16 protein-coding genes are annotated in these 17,859 nt (G+C 68.5%); 11 read left to right on the forward strand and 5 right to left on the reverse strand.

Going from position 1 to position 17,859, the window contains the following annotated elements; genetic code table 11:
• Window positions 1-32 precede the first annotated feature (32 nt).
• Entirely contained in the window at window positions 33-1,166 is a 1,134-nt protein-coding gene (locus QE397_RS09375) for an MFS transporter (protein ID WP_285184871.1), read from the reverse strand.
• A 16-nt stretch (window positions 1,167-1,182) separates the two neighbouring features.
• Window positions 1,183-2,049, reverse strand: coding sequence for a PAC2 family protein (locus tag QE397_RS09380; protein WP_197027772.1), 867 nt, complete (start codon window positions 2,047-2,049; stop codon window positions 1,183-1,185).
• A 189-nt stretch (window positions 2,050-2,238) separates the two neighbouring features.
• On the opposite strand from QE397_RS09380, the gene metH reads away from it, so the two are divergent.
• The 5 genes from metH to QE397_RS09405 all read left to right on the forward strand — a co-directional run bounded on the left by metH (window position 2,239) and on the right by QE397_RS09405 (window position 9,217).
• Window positions 2,239-5,808 carry a methionine synthase gene (gene metH / locus QE397_RS09385; protein WP_307092998.1) on the forward strand — a complete coding sequence of 1,190 codons (3,570 nt, stop codon included), beginning with the start codon at window positions 2,239-2,241 and terminating at the stop codon, window positions 5,806-5,808.
• A gap of 52 nt (window positions 5,809-5,860) precedes the next feature.
• Window positions 5,861-6,529 (forward strand): HAD family phosphatase, encoded by a 669-nt coding sequence (locus QE397_RS09390; RefSeq protein ID WP_056444592.1) that lies wholly within the window; start codon window positions 5,861-5,863, stop codon window positions 6,527-6,529.
• A gap of 39 nt (window positions 6,530-6,568) precedes the next feature.
• Window positions 6,569-6,832: a phosphoribosyl-ATP diphosphatase gene (locus QE397_RS09395; protein WP_027505348.1), complete on the forward strand. Its 264-nt coding sequence runs from the start codon at window positions 6,569-6,571 to the stop codon at window positions 6,830-6,832.
• A 55-nt stretch (window positions 6,833-6,887) separates the two neighbouring features.
• A complete protein-coding gene (gene hisG, locus QE397_RS09400; RefSeq protein WP_027505349.1) occupies window positions 6,888-7,739 on the forward strand; it encodes an ATP phosphoribosyltransferase in 852 nt (283 codons plus the stop codon).
• 95 nt (window positions 7,740-7,834) lie between these two features.
• Window positions 7,835-9,217, forward strand: a complete 1,383-nt coding sequence (locus QE397_RS09405; protein WP_307093001.1) for an FAD-binding oxidoreductase — start codon at window positions 7,835-7,837, stop codon at window positions 9,215-9,217.
• Between the two features lie 15 nt (window positions 9,218-9,232).
• On the opposite strand, the gene QE397_RS09410 is transcribed toward QE397_RS09405, so the two are convergent.
• Entirely contained in the window at window positions 9,233-10,036 is an 804-nt protein-coding gene (locus QE397_RS09410; RefSeq protein WP_056445157.1) for a thioesterase family protein, read from the reverse strand.
• Entirely contained in the window at window positions 10,033-10,908 is an 876-nt protein-coding gene (locus tag QE397_RS09415) for a RecB family exonuclease (protein WP_027505352.1), read from the reverse strand. The genes QE397_RS09410 and QE397_RS09415 overlap by 4 nt, the downstream gene beginning before the upstream one ends.
• A gap of 128 nt (window positions 10,909-11,036) precedes the next feature.
• Here QE397_RS09415 and QE397_RS09420 point away from each other — a divergent pair, with 128 nt between their 5' ends.
• On the forward strand, window positions 11,037-11,918 hold the full coding sequence (locus tag QE397_RS09420; RefSeq protein ID WP_027505353.1) for a tRNA (adenine-N1)-methyltransferase: 882 nt from the start codon (window positions 11,037-11,039) through the stop codon (window positions 11,916-11,918).
• A 138-nt stretch (window positions 11,919-12,056) separates the two neighbouring features.
• A complete protein-coding gene (gene arc, locus QE397_RS09425) occupies window positions 12,057-13,850 on the forward strand; it encodes a proteasome ATPase (RefSeq protein WP_027505354.1) in 1,794 nt (597 codons plus the stop codon).
• On the opposite strand, the gene QE397_RS09430 is transcribed toward arc, so the two are convergent.
• Complete coding sequence (locus QE397_RS09430) at window positions 13,838-14,368, reverse strand: NUDIX domain-containing protein (RefSeq protein ID WP_307093004.1); 531 nt, start codon at window positions 14,366-14,368, stop codon at window positions 13,838-13,840. The two genes, arc and QE397_RS09430, sit on opposite strands and share 13 nt — an antisense overlap.
• Before the next feature lie 57 nt (window positions 14,369-14,425).
• On the opposite strand from QE397_RS09430, the gene dop reads away from it, so the two are divergent.
• The 4 genes from dop to prcA all read left to right on the forward strand — a co-directional run bounded on the left by dop (window position 14,426) and on the right by prcA (window position 17,857).
• Complete coding sequence (dop, locus tag QE397_RS09435) at window positions 14,426-15,925, forward strand: depupylase/deamidase Dop (protein WP_307093006.1); 1,500 nt, start codon at window positions 14,426-14,428, stop codon at window positions 15,923-15,925.
• A 116-nt stretch (window positions 15,926-16,041) separates the two neighbouring features.
• Complete coding sequence (locus tag QE397_RS09440; RefSeq protein WP_027505357.1) at window positions 16,042-16,233, forward strand: ubiquitin-like protein Pup; 192 nt, start codon at window positions 16,042-16,044, stop codon at window positions 16,231-16,233.
• Entirely contained in the window at window positions 16,230-17,108 is an 879-nt protein-coding gene (gene prcB / locus QE397_RS09445) for a proteasome subunit beta (protein ID WP_307093009.1), read from the forward strand. The genes QE397_RS09440 and prcB overlap by 4 nt, the downstream gene beginning before the upstream one ends.
• The gene (gene prcA, locus QE397_RS09450) at window positions 17,105-17,857 is read left to right on the forward strand and encodes a proteasome subunit alpha (protein ID WP_307093011.1); all 753 of its coding nucleotides are present in this window, start codon (window positions 17,105-17,107) and stop codon (window positions 17,855-17,857) included. Before prcB ends, prcA begins: the two co-directional genes overlap by 4 nt.
• The last annotated feature ends 2 nt before the right edge of the window (window positions 17,858-17,859 follow it).

Consider the following 17,859-nt stretch of genomic DNA (forward strand, 5'->3'; position numbering starts at 1 on the left):
ATCATTCACTCTCGAGCGCGACCGGCGCGCTGTCAGGTCTTCGGCCCGGTCATCACCAGCGGCGCGACGACTGCCAACAGAACGGCGGGGATGACGAACGCCAGCGTCGGGTGCACCCCGTACAGCGGGGTGAGCGCGAGAGGAGCGAAGGCCGCCCCGGAGAACCGGAACGACTGGACGACCGACACGGCGCCGCCGCGGTTCGCCCCCGACGAGCCGAGGACAGCGGCGTTGACGCCGACGAGGATGAACTGGCTGGCCACACCCGCTGCCGCCCAGACGAGGCCGACGACCACCAGGCTGGGCATGGTGCCGGCGAGGGCGATGAGGACTGCGCCGACAGGAGCTGCGCCGACGATCGCTCGACGTGGACCGATGCGGTCGATCAGTCCACCGACGCGTCGTGCCACCAGGATTCCGGCGACCCCGAACACGGTCAGCAGCAGTCCGCGCTGTGTGGAGGACAGACCGAACGTGTCCTCCGCGCGGAAGGCGACGAGGAAGTTGAGTCCCCCGAGGGCGCCCCAGCCGAGGAGCGCGACCACTGCCACGCGGAGGACCGGGACGGTGAGAGCGTCGCGCAACCGTTCGGGACGACCGCCGGGGGTGGACGGCGCGGTGGCCGCGGGGAGCCCGACCAGCCCGAGGATCGCGGCGACGACGGCCAGCACGACGAACGCGTACCGCCAGTCGAACTCGGCGGCCAGGCCACCGACCAGCGGCGCACTGGTCTGACCCGCCGCCTGCAGGGCGCCGAAGGTACCCAGCACCCGTCCCAGGCGCTCGCGGGGAGTGACGGCCGCCAGTGACGCGAGGAGCAGCGGCGTCGTGAAGGAATTGCCGATACCCTGCAGTGCGCGCGCACCCAGCAACAGGTCGAGCGTGGGCGCGACCGCACACAGGAGCGAGGAGACGACGTAGAGCAGGTAGGCGAGGCGCACGGTGCGCACCCGGCCCCATCGCGCGCCGAGAGTGCCCGACACCAGCATGGCCAGAGCGAACGGAAACAGGTACGCGCTGAGAGTCGATGCCGCCGACCCGGTGGACACCCCCAGATCCGCGCCCATCTCGGGCAGCATCGAGGACACCACTCCGCCGCCGAACGGGCCGAGGAAGCCACCGGCGTACAGAGCGCCGATGCGGAGCCGTGCGAGTCGTGCGCTCACCGGTGACGAGCGCGCGTCACAGCCCGAAGCTGCCCGGCCCGCGTCGGCGCAGGTAGCGCTCGAACTCGGCGGCCAGCGCATCGCCGTCCACCTTGGAGACGGCCTCGGACATGTCGACCTCGGCGTCGCCGCGCTCCTCGAGGGTGCGGACGTACTCGGCGATCTCGTCGTCGTCCTTGGTCATCTCGGTGACCGACTCCTCCCAGTCCTCCGCCTGGGACGGCAGCTCGCCGAGCGGCACCTCGATGTCGAGGACGTCCTCGACACGCTGGAGCAGGGCGACGGTGGCCTTGGGGTTCGGCGGCTGGGACACGTAGTGCGGGACCGCCGCCCACAGGGACACTGCCGGAATCCCCGCTTTGACGCACTCGTCCTGCAGAACACCGGTGATGCCGGTCGGGCCCTCGTACCGGGTCTGCTCGAGGTTGAACTGCTCCGCCGACTCGGTGCTGTACGCGGTGCCGGTCACGGGAACGGGCCGGGTGTGGGGCGTGTCGGCGAGCAGTGCGCCGAGAATCACGACCGTCTCGACCCCGAGCTGGTCGATGAACTCGAGCAGGTCGTCGCAGAAGCTCCGCCACCGCATGTTGGGCTCGATACCGCGCAGCAGCACGACGTCGCGGTCGCTGCCGGGAGGCGAACACACCGACAACCTCGTCGACGGCCACTCGATCTCGCGCGTCACACCGTCCACCTGTCGGACCGTCGGGCGGTTGACCTGGTAGTCGTAGTAGTCCTCGGAGTCGAGCTCGGCCAGGGGCGTCGCGTCCCAGATCAGTTCGAGATGCTCCACCGCGCCGCTCGCGGCGTCGCCCGCGTCGTTCCATCCCTCGAACGCCGCGACGAGAATCGGGCTGCGCAGGGTCGGCAGGATCTCGTCCAGCTCGGACTCGTCCGTCGCGGAGTCCTGATCGTCCGCTCCGACACCGGCCACCAGCTCGGCAGCGACGCCGGCGGCGAGGTCTGTCGGGGGGTCCTGGACCACGGGGAGATCGCCCTCGGGCGTTTCTGGCGCACTCACCCGCCCAGCCTACGACCAGAGCTGTCGGGACAGACCACTACGCTTGGGGGCATGCCTGTCGAATTCCGATCACGCCTGCTCGATGCGCTGTCCCAGCGTGTTGTCATCGGCGACGGTGCCATGGGAACGATGCTGCAGGCCGCAGACCTGACGCTGGACGATTTCCGCGGCCTCGAAGGCTGTAACGAGATCCTCAACGACACGCGTCCCGACGTGCTCCGCCAGATCCACCGGGAGTACTTCGAGGCGGGCGCGGACGCCGTCGAGACCAACACCTTCGGGTGCAACCTCCCCAACCTCGCCGACTACGACATCTCGGACCGCATCCGCGAGCTGTCCTACAAGGGAACGATCCTGGCCCGCGAGGTCGCCGACGAGATGGGTACCGGGCGAGACGGCATGGGCCGCTTCGTGCTCGGGTCCATGGGGCCGGGCACCAAACTGCCCACCCTCGGCCACGCCCCGTTCCGGGCGCTGCGCGACGCCTACGCCGAAGCTGCGCTGGGAATGATCGACGGTGGCGCCGACGCCGTCCTGATCGAGACGTGCCAGGACCTGCTCCAGGTGAAGGCCGCCATCCTCGGCAGTCAGGCCGCGATGGAGCAGCTGGGCATCCGCATCCCGATCATCACGCACGTGACGGTCGAGACCACCGGCACGATGTTGCTGGGCAGCGAGATCGGCGCGGCACTGACCGCGATCGAGCCGCTCGGGGTCGACCTGATCGGCCTCAACTGCGCCACGGGCCCCGCCGAGATGAGCGAGCACCTGCGTCACCTCAGCAGGCATGCCACCGTGCCGGTCTCGGTCATGCCCAACGCCGGCCTGCCGCAGCTCGGCCCCAAGGGTGCCGAGTACCCGCTCGGTCCCGACGAGCTGGCCGAGGCGCTCAGCGGCTTCGTCACCGAGTTCGGCCTCTCCCTGGTGGGTGGCTGCTGTGGAACCACCCCGGAGCACATCCGCCAGGTCGCCGACGCGGTGCACGACGCGCGCCGCGGAGTGCGGGACCCGAAGCCCGAGAAGGGTGTCTCGTCTCTCTACGCAGCGGTGCCGTTCGAGCAGGACGCCAGCATCCTCATGATCGGCGAACGCACCAACTCCAACGGTTCGAAGGCGTTCCGTGACGCGATGCTGGCCGAGGACTACCAGAAGTGCCTCGACATCGCGAAGGACCAGACGCGCGACGGCGCGCACATGCTCGATCTCAACGTCGACTACGTCGGCCGCGACGGTGCTGCCGACATGTCGGCTCTGGCCTCGCGCCTGGCCACCTCCTCGACGCTGCCGATCATGCTCGACTCCACCGAGCCCGCAGTCCTGGAGGCCGGGCTCGAGCACCTCGGTGGGCGCAGCGCGGTCAACTCCGTCAACTACGAGGACGGCGACGGGCCCGACTCGCGCTTCCAGCGCATCATGACGCTGGTCAAGCGTCACGGAGCGGCGGTCGTCGCGCTGACGATCGACGAGGAGGGTCAGGCCCGGACGGCGGACTGGAAGATCCGCATCGCGGAGCGGCTCATCGCCGACATCCGCGACAACTGGGGTCTTCCGGAATCGGACATCATCCTCGACACCCTGACGTTCCCCATCTCGACGGGCCAGGAAGAGGTCCGGCGGGACGGCATCGAGACCATCGAGGCCATCCGTCGACTGCACGAGAGTCATCCCGAGGTGCACTTCACCCTGGGTATCTCGAACATCTCGTTCGGCCTCAATCCTGCTGCGAGGCAGGTGCTCAACTCGGTCTTCCTGCACGAGTGCACGGAGGCCGGGCTCGACACGGCCATCGTTCACGCGTCGAAGATCCTCCCCATGGCGCGTATCCCCGAGGAGCAGCGCCAGGTCGCGCTCGACCTCGTGTACGACCGTCGCCGCGAGGGCTACGACCCGTTGCAGGCGCTCATGGCGCTGTTCGAAGGCGTCTCCGCGGCGTCCGCACGCGAGTCGCGGGCGCAGGAACTGGCCGGCCTTCCCTTGTTCGATCGCCTCGAGCGCCGCATCGTCGACGGTGAGCGTGCCGGGCTGGGAGACGATCTCGACGAGGCGATGCAGGAGAAGCCGCCGCTCGCGATCATCAACGAGACGCTGCTGTCCGGCATGAAGACCGTCGGTGAGCTGTTCGGGTCCGGGCAGATGCAGCTTCCGTTCGTGCTGCAGTCCGCCGAGGTGATGAAAGCGGCTGTGGCACACCTCGAGCCGCACATGGAGGCGTCCGACGAGGACGGCAAGGGCCGCATCGTGCTCGCCACCGTCAAGGGCGACGTCCACGACATCGGCAAGAACCTCGTCGACATCATCCTGAGCAACAACGGCTACGAGGTGGTCAATCTCGGTATCAAGCAGCCCATCTCGGCGATTCTCGACGCCGCGGTGGACAAGCGTGCCGACGTCATCGGCATGTCCGGTCTGCTGGTGAAGTCCACGGTGGTCATGAAGGAGAACCTGCTCGAGCTCAACGCCAAGGGCGTCGCCGAGAAGTTCCCCGTCATGCTCGGTGGCGCAGCGCTCACCCGGTCCTATGTCGAGAACGATCTCGCCGAGGTCTACGAGGGTGAGGTGTCGTACGCGCGTGACGCGTTCGAGGGCTTGCGCCTGATGGACACGATCATGAACACCAAACGCGGTGTGGCGCCGGCTCCCGACAGCGAGGAGGCGCTCGCCGCTCAGCAGAAGACCGCGGAGCGCAAGGAGCGGCACGAGCGGTCCCGGCGCATCGCCGAGAAGCGCAAGGCCGCGGAGACACCGGTCGTCGTTCCCGAGCGCTCCGACGTCTCCGTCGAGAAGGAGCTTCCGGCGCCGCCGTTCTGGGGCAGCAGGATCGTCAAGGGCATCTCGCTGTCCGAGTACTCGGGGCTTCTCGACGAGCGTGCCCTGTTCCTCGGTCAGTGGGGTCTGCGCGGCGCACGCGCCGGTGAGGGCCCGTCCTACGAGGACCTCGTGGAGACCGAGGGCCGTCCGCGCCTGCGGTACTGGCTCGACCGCCTCAGCACCGACGGCATCCTCGCGCACGCGGCACTGGTGTACGGGTACTTCCCGACAGTGTCCGAGGGTGACGACGTGGTGGTTCTCGAGTCCCCGGAACCCGATGCGGCGGAGCGCTTCCGGTTCACGTTCCCGCGCCAGGACCGCGGCAGGTTCCTCTGCATCGCGGACTTCGTGCGGTCGCGAGACCTCGCCCGTGAGACGGGTGTGGTCGACGTCCTGCCGATGAACCTGGTGACGATGGGTCAGCCCATCGCCGACTTCGCCAACGAGCTCTTCAAGGCGGATGCGTACCGCGACTACCTCGAGGTGCACGGCATCGGCGTGCAGCTCACCGAGGCGCTCGCAGAGTACTGGCATCGCCGCGTCCGCGAGGAACTGGTGCTGCCCAGCGGCCGCTCCCTCGTGGATCAGGATCCGTCCGACGTGGAGGGGTACTTCAAGCTCGAGTACCGCGGTGCCCGGTACTCGTTCGGGTACGGCGCGTGCCCCGATCTGGAGGACCGCATCAAGCTCGTCGCGATGCTCGAACCCCAGCGCATAGGGGTGGATCTGTCCGACGAGTTGCAGTTGCACCCCGAGCAGTCGACAGATGCGTTCGTGCTGCACCACCCGGAGGCGAAGTACTTCAATGTCTAGCGGGCAGGCCGGAGCCGGTCGGAGTTGAGCGGGCAGGCCGGAGGCCGGTCGGATGTCTGAGCTCCAGGCCGTCTTGTTCGACATGGACGGGACGCTGTTGGACTCGGAGCGCCTGTGGGACATCGCGGTGTACGAGCTGTCCGAGTCCCTCGGGCGCGAGCTCACTCCGGAGGTGCGGGAGTCGACTCTGGGCAACTCGATGATGGGTGCGCTGGCGAAGGTCTACGCGCACGTGGGACGGGAGGCGTCGCCGGAGAACCTGGCGGAGTCCGCTGCCTGGCTCAACGGCCGTGTTGTCGAGCTGTTCGCGGGTGGTCTGCCGTGGCGTCCGGGTGCGGAGGCGGCGCTGGATCTGGTGCAGTCGGCCGGTCTGGGCTGTGCCCTCGTCACCAACACCGAGCGCATGCTGACGGAGATCGCGCTCGAGACGCTGGGCCGTCACCGCTTCGGCGCGACCGTGTGCGGCGACGAGGTGACGCACGCGAAGCCCGCTCCCGATCCGTACCGCCGGGGCGCAGAGCTGCTCGGTGTCGACACGGCGTCGTGCGTCGCCGTCGAGGATTCGCCCACGGGAACCGAGTCCGCCGTCTCGGCGGGATGCGCCGTCGTGGTGGTGCCTTCCGAGGTGCAGGTGCCCAGCGGACCGGGCCGTACGTTCCGCACGACCCTCGAGGGGCTCACCCTCGACGATCTCCGGTCTGCGCGCGCCGGGGGACACTGATAGCGGTCCGCGGGCCGCGTCGTGGAACAATCATCACCCGTGAAGAACTTCGAGTCCCTGTTCGCCGAGCTCACCGACCGCGCTGCCACCAGGCCCGAGGGCTCGGGCACCGTCGCCGCGTTGGACGCGGGTGTGCATCAGCAGGGCAAGAAGATCCTCGAGGAGGCCGGCGAGGTGTGGATCGCCGCGGAGCACGAGACGGACGAGGCGCTGGCGGAGGAGATCTCGCAGCTCCTGTACTGGATCCAGGTGTTGATGGTCGGGAAGAACCTCTCCCTCGAGGATGTCTACCGACATCTGTGAGCGGACCACCCCACTTCCACCGCCACCGATCTTCCCGCACCCCAGGAGTCCCACCATGCTTCGCGTCGCCGTCCCCAACAAAGGTTCCCTGTCCGAGCTCGCCGGAGAGATTCTGAGCGAGGCGGGCTACCGTCGCCGCGCCGATTCCCGCGATCTCACCGTGCTCGACAACGCCAACAACGTCGAGTTCTTCTTCCTCCGTCCCAAGGACATCGCCATCTACGTGGGCTCGGGTGAGCTCGATCTCGGCATCACCGGCCGGGATCTGTCGCTCGATTCGGGCGCACCCGTGACCGAGCGGCTCGCACTCGGATTCGGCAACAGCACCTTCCGCTACGCCGCGCCGGCCGGCAAGGAGTGGACCCCGAACGATCTGGCCGGGCTCCGCATCGCCACGTCGTACCCCAACCTGGTCCGCCGGGACCTCGCGGCGCGGGGCCTCGAGGCCACCGTGATCCGTCTGGACGGAGCCGTCGAGATCTCCATCCAGTTGGGTGTCGCCGATGCGATCGCCGATGTCGTGGGCTCGGGACGCACACTGCGCCAACACAACCTGGTGGCGTTCGGTGAATCCCTGTGCGATTCGGAGGGCGTGCTCATCGAGCAGGCGGGCTCGCCCGTCGACGACAAGGCGCGCAACCAGCTCATTGCGCGTGTCCAGGGCGTCGTCTTCGCCCAGCAGTACCTGATGCTCGACTACGACTGCCCGCGCAGCATCCTCGACGACGCCGTCAAGATCACGCCCGGCCTCGAGTCGCCGACGTTGTCCCCGCTCGCTGACGAGGCGTGGGTGGCCATTCGTGCCATGGTTCCGCGCAAGGGACACAATGCCGTGATGGACGAGCTCGCCGAGCTCGGCGCCAAGGCGATTCTGGCGTCCGACATCCGGTCGTGCCGCGCATTCTGACGCGTCCGCTCCGTTGTGATCGGTCCCAGTAGTTTCTGATCGGTACCGACCAGTCTCCTCTCGTCGCTAGAGTCGCGTCGTCGAGAGGATCCGTCATGACCGTCGTCGATTCTGCGAGCCCCGACCTGCTGGTCTCGCTCGCCGCCGCACTCACCGGAACACTGTCGCGTCCGGGGGAGCCCGGATACGAGCGGTCGGTGCCGTGGAACGTCGCCGTCCCCGTCGATCCGGTGGCAGTCGTCGCGGCCGCCACCGCGGACGATGTCGCCGCCACCGTGCGGGCAGCGCGCGAGGCCGGGCTTCGCGTGGCCGTGCAGGCCACCGGACACGGGGCGGTGCACATCGGTCCGGACACGATTCTGGTCCTCACCGGTGATCTCGACGAACTGACGATCGACCCCGACACGCGCGTCGCCCGGCTCGGCGCCGGGGTCCTGTGGCAGCAGGTTCTCGACGCCGGTGCGCCGTCCGGATCGGCGCCGCTGTGTGGGTCGTCGCCGAACACCGGCGTCACGGGATTTCTGACCGGTGGGGGAATCGGGCCGGTGGCTCGGACGTACGGGGTCTCGTCGAGTCGTGTGCGCGCGTTCGATCTCGTCACGGGCGACGGCACACTGCGCCGGGTGACACCGGACAGCGACGCCGATCTCTTCCGCGGCCTGTGTGGGGGCAAGTCGACACTCGGCATCGTCACCTCGGTCGAGACGGAGCTGCTGCCGATCGCCGAGTTCTACGCGGGCGCACTGTATTACGACGGCCGGCACGCGGCGGCGGTACTCGAGGCGTGGCGGGTGTGGAGCGCCACGCTGACCGAGGAGCACAACACCTCGCTGGCGTTCCTCCAGCTTCCACCGCTGCCCGGCGTGCCGGAACCATTGGCCGGGAAGTTCGTGGTCGCGGTGCGTTTCGCATCGGTCGCGGAGCCGGGGATCGCAGCCGACGTTCTCGCGCCGATGCGCGCTGCGGCCCCGACCGTCATCGACACGGTCACGACCATTCCGTACGCGGCGGTGGGGTCGGTGCATGCCGACCCGGTGGATCCGATGCCGACACGTGAGGCCACGACGATGCTCCGCGTATTCGACGAGGAGGCGGCAGCGACCGTGTTGGTCATGACCGGCCCCGCGTCGAGTTCACCGCAGGTGATCGTGGAGCTGAGGCTGCTCGGCGGCGCTCTCGGCCGGCCGGGACCGCATCCCGACGTGTACTGCCATCGCGAGGCCGCCTACAGCCTCCTGTGCATCGGAGTGCTGGCGCCTCCCGTCGCCGATGCGGTGATCGCGCACGGCGAGGCAGTCGTGGAGGCTCTGGCACCGTGGTCGACCGGTGGCGCGTTGCCCAACTTCGCGGCGTCCGACGACCCCGCTCACCTCGCACGGGTCTACGACGAGGACACTCGGGCCTGGCTCGGAGCCCTGGCCGAACAGCACGATCCCGCGGGGATCTTCCGCGTCGGACAGGTGGTCCGGCTCGGCTGATCCGGTGTGGAGACGTCAGGCGCGAGCGCGCACCTCGAGTGTCTGGAACGTGCGGCCCACCGACCCCGTCGCGTCGTACAACGTCGAGGTGCACAGCCCGATGCCGTCGTCGCCGATCGCGGTGCGGGCCTGCACACCCACCCATTCGCCGACGGGTTCGCGCACGATCTGCACCGTCAGATCGGTGTTGAGGAACGTCCACTCCGTCGGATCGAGAAGCGCCGCGACGCCATTGGCGATGTCCGCCACGGCGAACAGTCCGACGATCGGCGACGTCTGCTCGCCTGCCACCACGGGATACCTCGGACGTGCCCACACCCGGCCGGGCTCCGACGCCGTCACCGGGCGGGCGCCCCGGAACTCGAGACTGTCGAGGAACCCGCCGTGCCAGTGGTCCGGAAATGCCCACCCGGCCTCGGACTCGTCCGGACCGGGCACCAACGGTGGATCGAGAGTCTGCCCGGCCGCCGAGGTGTCGGTCATCGCCACGCGCCAGGCCGTGGCACGCGCGACCGCCCTGGTCGACCCGTCGGGCAGATCCGCGACGAGGTCGGCCGACAGCATGGCGACCCGTCGACCGGGGCGTTCCACACGGGCCTGAACGGTGAGTTCTCCGACGGGCACCGGCCCGAGGATCTCCATCGTCACCCGCGCGAGCCGGGTGCCCGGCACCGGCGAACACTGCTCCAGTGCTCGCGCGAGCAGCGCCGACGGGGGAGCGCCGTGTTGCATGGTCTCCGCCCACACACTCGTGGTGAGCCGCGTGGCGCGATAGCGATCGGTTCCCTCGACACGGACGAAGAGTGCATCCTCGCTCACGCCGTGACCTCCGTCGGCTCGCTCGGCCACCCCGGGTACTCGGGCGGAGTGCCGCCGAAGGACGGGCACAGGGCCTGGAAGTCGCACCACCCACACAGCTTTCCGGGCTTGGGGCGGAAGTCGCCCGTCTCGCCGGCGGACCGGATGGCCGTCCAGATGGCGGACAGCGTCCGTTCGAACCGGCGGAGCTCGTCCTCGTCCGGGGCGTAGGTGAGAATCTGGCTGTCCTTCAGGAACAGCAGGCGCAGCTGCGCGGGAACGATGCCGCGCGTGCGCATCAGCACCACCGCGTAGAACTTCATCTGGAACAACGCCTTGGCCTCGGCGATCTCGCGCGGCGCCTTGCCCGTCTTGTAGTCGACGACGCGCAGCTGCCCGGTGGGCGCGACGTCGATGCGGTCGATGTAGCCGCGCAACAGCACGCCGTCGTCCAGTTCGGTCTCGACGAGCTGCTCGCACGACTCGGGGTCGAACCGTGTGGGGTCCTCGAGCGAGTAGTAGGACGCCACGAGCGACTGCGCCTCGGCGACGAACTTCTCGCGCTCGTGCTCCTCGACGAGATCGGCCGCGTACTCGTGCGACACGACCATGGCGTCCCATTCCTCCTGCACGAGGGTGCCGGCCCGCGTCGAGACCCGGTCCGCCGCGGGCAACGCGTAGAGCGACTCGAGGGCGGAGTGCACGAGGGTGCCGCGCAACTGCGCCTTCGACGGCGGTGCGGGCAGGCGGTCGATGGCCCGGAACCGGTAGAGCAGGGGGCACTGCTTGTAATCCGCTGCGCGCGAGGGCGACAACGCGGGACGACGGCGAGGACGGTCGGGTGCCGCCGCGGCGACGTCGGTGACGACGGGGTCTTCGGTCGAGATGCTCACGGCGCCGACACTATGCCCGCTCACCGACACGATCCGGTATCTGCCCTACAGTTCCCCGGGGCGCGTCGCGCCCCTAGAGCGCCCCGCTTCGTGGGCGGGACCAGAGTGCACCGGAAAGAGGACCACCCGTGGAACCGACCGACACCGACACGTCTGCGCGCGCGAGCGGACCGTTCCGCGTCGGTGATCGCGTGCAGCTCACCGACGCCAAGGGGCGGCACTACACGGTGGTGCTCGACGCGGCCAAGGAATTCCACACCCACCGCGGCGGGATCCGCCACGACGATCTGATCGGTGTCGACGAGGGCAGCGTCGTGAAGTCGACGAACGGCACCCCGTATCTCGCTCTGCGCCCGCTCCTCGTCGACTACGTGCTGTCGATGCCGCGCGGCGCGCAGGTCATCTACCCCAAGGACGCCGCCCAGATCGTGCACGAGGGCGACGTCTTCCCGGGTGCCCGCGTGCTCGAGGCGGGTGCCGGTTCCGGCGCCCTGACGTGTTCGCTGCTGCGTGCCGTCGGTCCGCAGGGGCGCGTCATCTCCTACGAGGTGCGCGAGGACCACGCCGTGCACGCGGTGCGCAACGTGGAGACCTTCTTCGGCGAGCGGCCGGAGAACTGGGACCTGGTGATCGACGACGTCGCCGCGTTCGACGTCGCGCGTCACGAGGGCATGGTCGACCGGGTGGTGCTGGACATGCTGGCGCCGTGGGACGCACTCGACGCCGTCGCCGGTGCGCTGGTTCCGGGCGGCGTGCTGATCGTCTACGTGGCCACCGTCACGCAGTTGTCCAAGGTCGTCGAGGCCCTGCGTGCGCAGGAGTGCTGGACCGAGCCGCGGTCGTGGGAGTCGATCGTGCGGGGGTGGCACGTCGTCGGGCTGGCAGTGCGACCCGAGCACCGCATGCAGGGGCACACCGCGTTCCTGGTCAGTGCGCGTCGTCTGGCCGAGGGCACCGTCACCCCGAAACCGCAGCGACGGGCCGGCAAGACCCCCACCGAACCCGCCTGACACCGGGGGTTCATGCACCGACCGTGTGCCGTTCGTCCGCTGTCTGTCGGTGGTCGGTGACAGTGTCTGACCACGGTCGTCACACACGTTTGCGTTTCGCCCGGTAGCGTTGAGAAATCGCTTTGGGAGGAGTCCTGCATGAGCCCTACAGACAACCCGGACCAGTCCGCAGTCCTGGCCGAACTCGATGCCCTGCGAGCCGAGGCCACCGTCCTGCGTCGACAACTCGACGCTTCCCGTGGGGGTGCGCCGTCGGCGGACACCCGTAACACCGACGTGCGTGATCTCGAGTCGCGGGTCGACTCGCTCTCCACACGCAACACGAAGCTGATGGAGACGCTCAAGGAGGCGCGCCAGCAGCTCATCGCCCTGCGCGAGGAGGTCGACCGGCTCGGCGCACCGCCCAGCGGTTACGGCGTCCTGGTGCACACCTACGACGACGCGACGGTGGACGTGTTCACCTCGGGCCGCAAGATGCGCCTGACGTGCTCGCCGAACGTCGACGCCACCGCACTCCGGCCCGGCCAGACCGTGCGTCTGAACGAGGCCCTCACCATCGTCGAGGCGTGTGAATTCGAACGCGTCGGCGAGATCAGCTCCCTTCGCGAGATCCTCGAGGACGGCAAGCGCGCCCTCGTCGTCGGCCACGCCGACGAGGAACGTGTCGTGTGGTTGGCGACTCCGCTGCAGGAGATGGCCGACGACGAGGCACCGGAGGATCCGGACGGGCCGTCGCGCCGCCTGCGCCCCGGCGACTCGTTGCTGGTCGACACCAAGGCCGGCTACGCGTTCGAGCGCATTCCCAAGGCCGAGGTCGAGGACCTCGTGCTCGAGGAGGTCCCCGACGTCGGCTACGAGGACATCGGCGGCCTCGGGCGGCAGATCGAGCAGATCCGCGACGCCGTGGAACTGCCGTTCCTGCACAAGGATCTGTTCCGTGAGTACTCGCTGCGCCCGCCCAAGGGTGTGTTGCTCTACGGGCCTCCCGGCTGCGGCAAGACACTCATCGCCAAGGCGGTCGCCAACTCACTGGCGAAGAAGATCGCCGAGGCACGGGGGCAGGACGCACGCGACGCGAAGTCCTACTTCCTCAACATCAAGGGCCCCGAGCTGCTCAACAAGTTCGTCGGTGAGACCGAGCGCCACATCCGGTTGATCTTCCAGCGGGCTCGCGAGAAGGCGTCCGAGGGCACTCCCGTCATCGTGTTCTTCGACGAGATGGACTCCATCTTCCGTACCCGTGGGTCGGGCGTCTCGTCCGACGTGGAGACCACCGTCGTTCCTCAGCTGCTGGCCGAGATCGACGGTGTCGAGGGCCTCGAGAACGTCATCGTGATCGGTGCGTCCAACCGCGAGGACATGATCGACCCGGCCATTCTGCGCCCGGGCCGTCTGGACGTGAAGATCAAGATCGAGCGGCCGGACGCCGAGTCCGCGCTCGACATCTTCTCGAAGTACCTCGACGACTCGCTGCCCGTCAACGCCGACGATCTCGCGGAGTTCGGCGGCGATCGCGCCGCCTGCATCCGCGGCATGATCGAACGCGTCGTCGAGCGCATGTACGCCGAGAGCGACGACAACCGATTCCTCGAGGTCACCTATGCCAACGGCGACAAGGAGGTCCTGTACTTCAAGGACTTCAACTCGGGCGCGATGATCCAGAACATCGTCGACCGCGCGAAGAAGTACGCCATCAAGTCGGTGCTCGACACCGGGACACCGGGTCTGCGCGTCGGACACCTCTTCGACTCCATCGTCGACGAGTTCGCCGAGAACGAGGATCTGCCCAACACCACCAATCCCGATGACTGGGCCCGCATCTCGGGCAAGAAGGGTGAGCGGATCGTCTACATCCGCACGCTCGTCACCGGTAAGAACGCCAGTGCGAGCCGCTCGATCGACACCGAGTCGAACACGGGTCAGTACCTCTGACCGCCCACCTGTAGCAGCGCCGAGACGATCACGCGGGTGTCCGGAACGAAGGGCCACGCGGGATCGTCCAGGTGTGTCAGCACCTCGACGTCCGACCACCACCAGCCGTCCGCGATCTCGGACGGCTGGTGGTGCATCGGCCCGTCGTGGCGCACCTCGTACGCGAACAGGTGGCAGCGCACCGTCGCAGCGCCGGATCGTCCCGTCCAGCGGCCGACCACCGGGTCGCCCGTCACGTCCGCTACGACGCCGAGTTCCTCGGCGAGTTCTCGCGAGGCGGTTTGTCGAGGGTCCTCCCCGGTATCGACGACCCCACCGGCCAGAACGTCGTGCATCCCCGCGAACACCGACTTGGTCGTCGTGCGGCGGTGGACGTACACGCGTGACCCGTCGGTGGATCGCACCAGCACGCCGGCACTCGCGTGCCACAGACCGCGCTCGTACACCTCGGTGCGCGGCGCCGCGCCCACCACGTGGCCACGCTCGTCGTACACGGCCACGATCTCGTCGTCAGGCATGTGTCACCGCTCCCACTCGATCAGGGGTCACAGGGTCGATAGCCTAGGGTCGAGAGCATGCAGCGCATCATCGGCATCGAGGTCGAGTACGGAATTTCCTCTCCTACCGAGCCTTCCGCCAATCCGATCCTGACGTCCACCCAGGCGGTGCTGGCGTACGCCGCCGCGGCGGGTGTGCCGCGGGCCAAGCGGACGCGCTGGGACTACGAGGTGGAATCCCCGCTGCGTGACGCACGCGGGTTCGACCTGGGCCGGTTCAGTGGCCCGGCGCCGATCATCGACGCCGACGAGGTCGGCGCGGCCAACATGATCCTCACCAACGGCGCGCGTCTCTACGTCGACCACGCCCACCCGGAGTACTCCGCACCGGAGGTGCGCGATCCGCTCGACGCCGTCATCTGGGACAAGGCGGGGGAGCGCGTCATGGAAGCGGCTGCGCGCCATGCCTCGAGCGTGCCCGGCGCCCCGCGCCTGCAGTTGTACAAGAACAACGTCGACGGCAAGGGCGCGTCCTACGGCACCCACGAGAACTACCTGATGTCTCGCGAGACCCCGTTCTCCGCGATCATCGCCGGGCTCTCGCCGTTCTTCGCCTCCCGCCAGGTGTTCACCGGCTCGGGCCGCGTCGGCATCGGTCAGTCCGGAGACGAGCCCGGATTCCAGCTCTCGCAGCGCGCCGACTACATCGAGGTCGAGGTGGGCCTCGAGACGACGCTCAAGCGCGGCATCATCAACACCCGCGACGAGCCGCACGCCGACGCCGACAAGTACCGGCGCCTGCACGTGATCATCGGTGACGCCAACCTCGCCGAGATGGCGACCTATCTCAAGGTCGGAACGACGGCCCTGGTGCTCGACATCGTCGAGGCCGGCGTGGACCTGTCCGATCTGCAGCTGGCCCGTCCGGTGACGGCGGTGCACCAGATCAGTCACGACCCGACGCTGCGCCGCACGGTCGCGCTCGCGGACGGTCGCGAGCTGACGGCGTTGGCACTGCAGCGCATCTACCTCGAGCGCGTCTCCGCGCATCTCGACGCACAGGGCGAGAAGGATCCGCGCGCCGCCGACGTGGTCGAGAAGTGGGCGATGATCCTCGACAAGCTCGAGCGCGACCCGATGGACTGCGCGTCCCTCCTCGACTGGCCGGCGAAACTGCGGCTGCTCGAAGGGTTCCGCAACCGCGAGGGACTCGGCTGGTCGGCGCCGCGACTGCACCTCGTGGACCTGCAGTACTCGGACGTCCGCCTCGACAAGGGTCTCTACAACCGGCTCGTCGCGCGCGGATCGATGGAACGGCTGGTCGCCGAGCAGGACGTCATGGACGCCGTCTCGAACCCCCCGACCGACACCCGCGCGTACTTCCGCGGCGAGTGCCTCCGCAAGTTCGGCCGCGACATAGCGGCCGCGAGCTGGGACTCCGTCATCTTCGACCTCGGTGGAGACTCGCTGGTGCGTATCCCCACCCTCGAGCCACTGCGGGGGAGCAAGGCCCACGTCGGTGCTCTGCTCGAATCGGTGGACTCGGCCGCAGAACTGGTGGACCAGCTCACCACCTGACGGTCCGCCCGTGCCGGACGTACGGTGGGTTGTCACCCTGTGACGGCGCATGCTCGGTAGGGTGAAGTTTCGCTGCGTGTCGAGAGAACACGCGGTTCGTGACGAGGAGGTCGGCTATGGCACAAGAGCAGACCACACGCTCCGGCGGTGGCGATGACGACGACGGTTCGGCCGAGGGCGCATCGGGTCAGGAACGACGCGAGAAGCTCGCCGAGGAGACCGACGATCTCCTCGACGAGATCGACGACGTGCTCGAGGAGAACGCGGAGGACTTCGTCCGCGCCTACGTGCAAAAGGGCGGCCAGTGACGGACGCGAACTCCGTTCCCCGTCCCCACGAGAGCGACACCACCCTGCGCTACGGGTCGCCGTTCTCCTCCTTCAGTGAACACCTGCGCGCCTACGCACCGCACCTGTTGCCCGAGAACCGTTTTCGTGCGGATCTCGCTCTGTCCCCGGAGGCGACGATGCAGTCCGACATCGCACCGCACGGCACCACCATCGTGGCCGTCACCTTCGACGGCGGCGTCATCCTCGCGGGTGATCGCCGCGCGACGATGGGCAACCTCATCGCCAGTCGCGACGTCGACAAGGTGTACGTCACGGACGACTACTCGGCCGCCGGCATCGCGGGAACCGCCGGCATGGCGATCGAGCTGGTGCGGCTGTTCGCGGTCGAACTCGAGCACTACGAGAAGATCGAGGGCGTCTCCCTCACCTTCAACGGCAAGGCCAACAAGCTGTCCTCCATGGTGCGGGCCAATCTCGGTGCGGCCATGCAGGGTCTGGCTGTGGTTCCGCTGCTCGTCGGTTACGACCTCGACGCCGTCGACGCCCGCCATGCGGGGCGCATCGTGTCCTACGACGTGGTCGGTGGCCGCTACGAGGAACGGTCCGGCTACCACGCGGTGGGATCGGGATCGCTGTTCGCGAAGTCGGCGATGAAGAAGCTCTACCGCGAGGACATGACCGAGGACGAGGCACTGCGCGTCGCGGTCGAATCGCTGTACGACGCTGCCGACGACGATTCGGCGACCGGCGGACCGGATCTGACCCGCGGCATCTACCCGACGGCGGTGGCCATCGGTGCCGGGGGAGCGAACCTGGTGGGATCGGACCGCATCGAGGCTCTGGCCCGTGCGGTACTGCAGGACCGATCGGAAGAAGGGGGTCCGCGCCGATGACGATGCCGTACTACGCGTCCGCCGAACAGATCATGCGCGATCGTTCGGAACTGGCGCGCAAGGGAATCGCACGCGGTCGCAGCGTGGTCGTGCTGACCTACGCGGACGGCGTGCTCTTCGTCGCCGAGAACCGGTCCTCCGCACTGCACAAGGTGAGCGAGCTGTACGACCGCCTCGGCTTCGCCGCGGTGGGCAAGTACAACGAGTTCGAGAATCTACGTCGCGCCGGCATCGTGCACGCCGACACCAAGGGCTACACCTACGACCGTGCGGACGTCACCGGACGATCGTTGGCCAAGGCGTACGCGCAGACGCTCGGCACCATCTTCACCGAGCAGCTCAAGCCGTACGAGGTGGAGATCTGCGTGGCCGAGGTCGGTGCCGTCGACGAGAGCCCCCGGTCCCAGCTCTACCGCATCACGTACGACGGCTCGATCGTCGACGAGGTCGACTTCGTGGTCATGGGCGGTGCCACCGAACCGATCTCGACGGTCCTGCGCGAGAAGTACCGCTCGGGGCTCGATCTCGACGCGGCGGTCGCGCTGGCAGTCGGTGCGCTCCAGGACTCCACGTCGAACCCGCCGACCAACGGTGCCGCGAGCGAGCCCGCGGAGAAGCGCGTCCTCGAGGTCACGAGCCTCGAAGTGGCCGTTCTCGAACAGACGCGGCCGAGGCGTGCGTTCCGGCGGATCTCCGGAGCGGCGCTCCAGGGACTGTTGCCCCCCGGTTCGGAACCTGCGGGCACCTGACC

This window comes from Rhodococcus sp. SORGH_AS_0301 (assembly GCF_030818285.1).
Classification (GTDB): domain Bacteria; phylum Actinomycetota; class Actinomycetes; order Mycobacteriales; family Mycobacteriaceae; genus Rhodococcoides.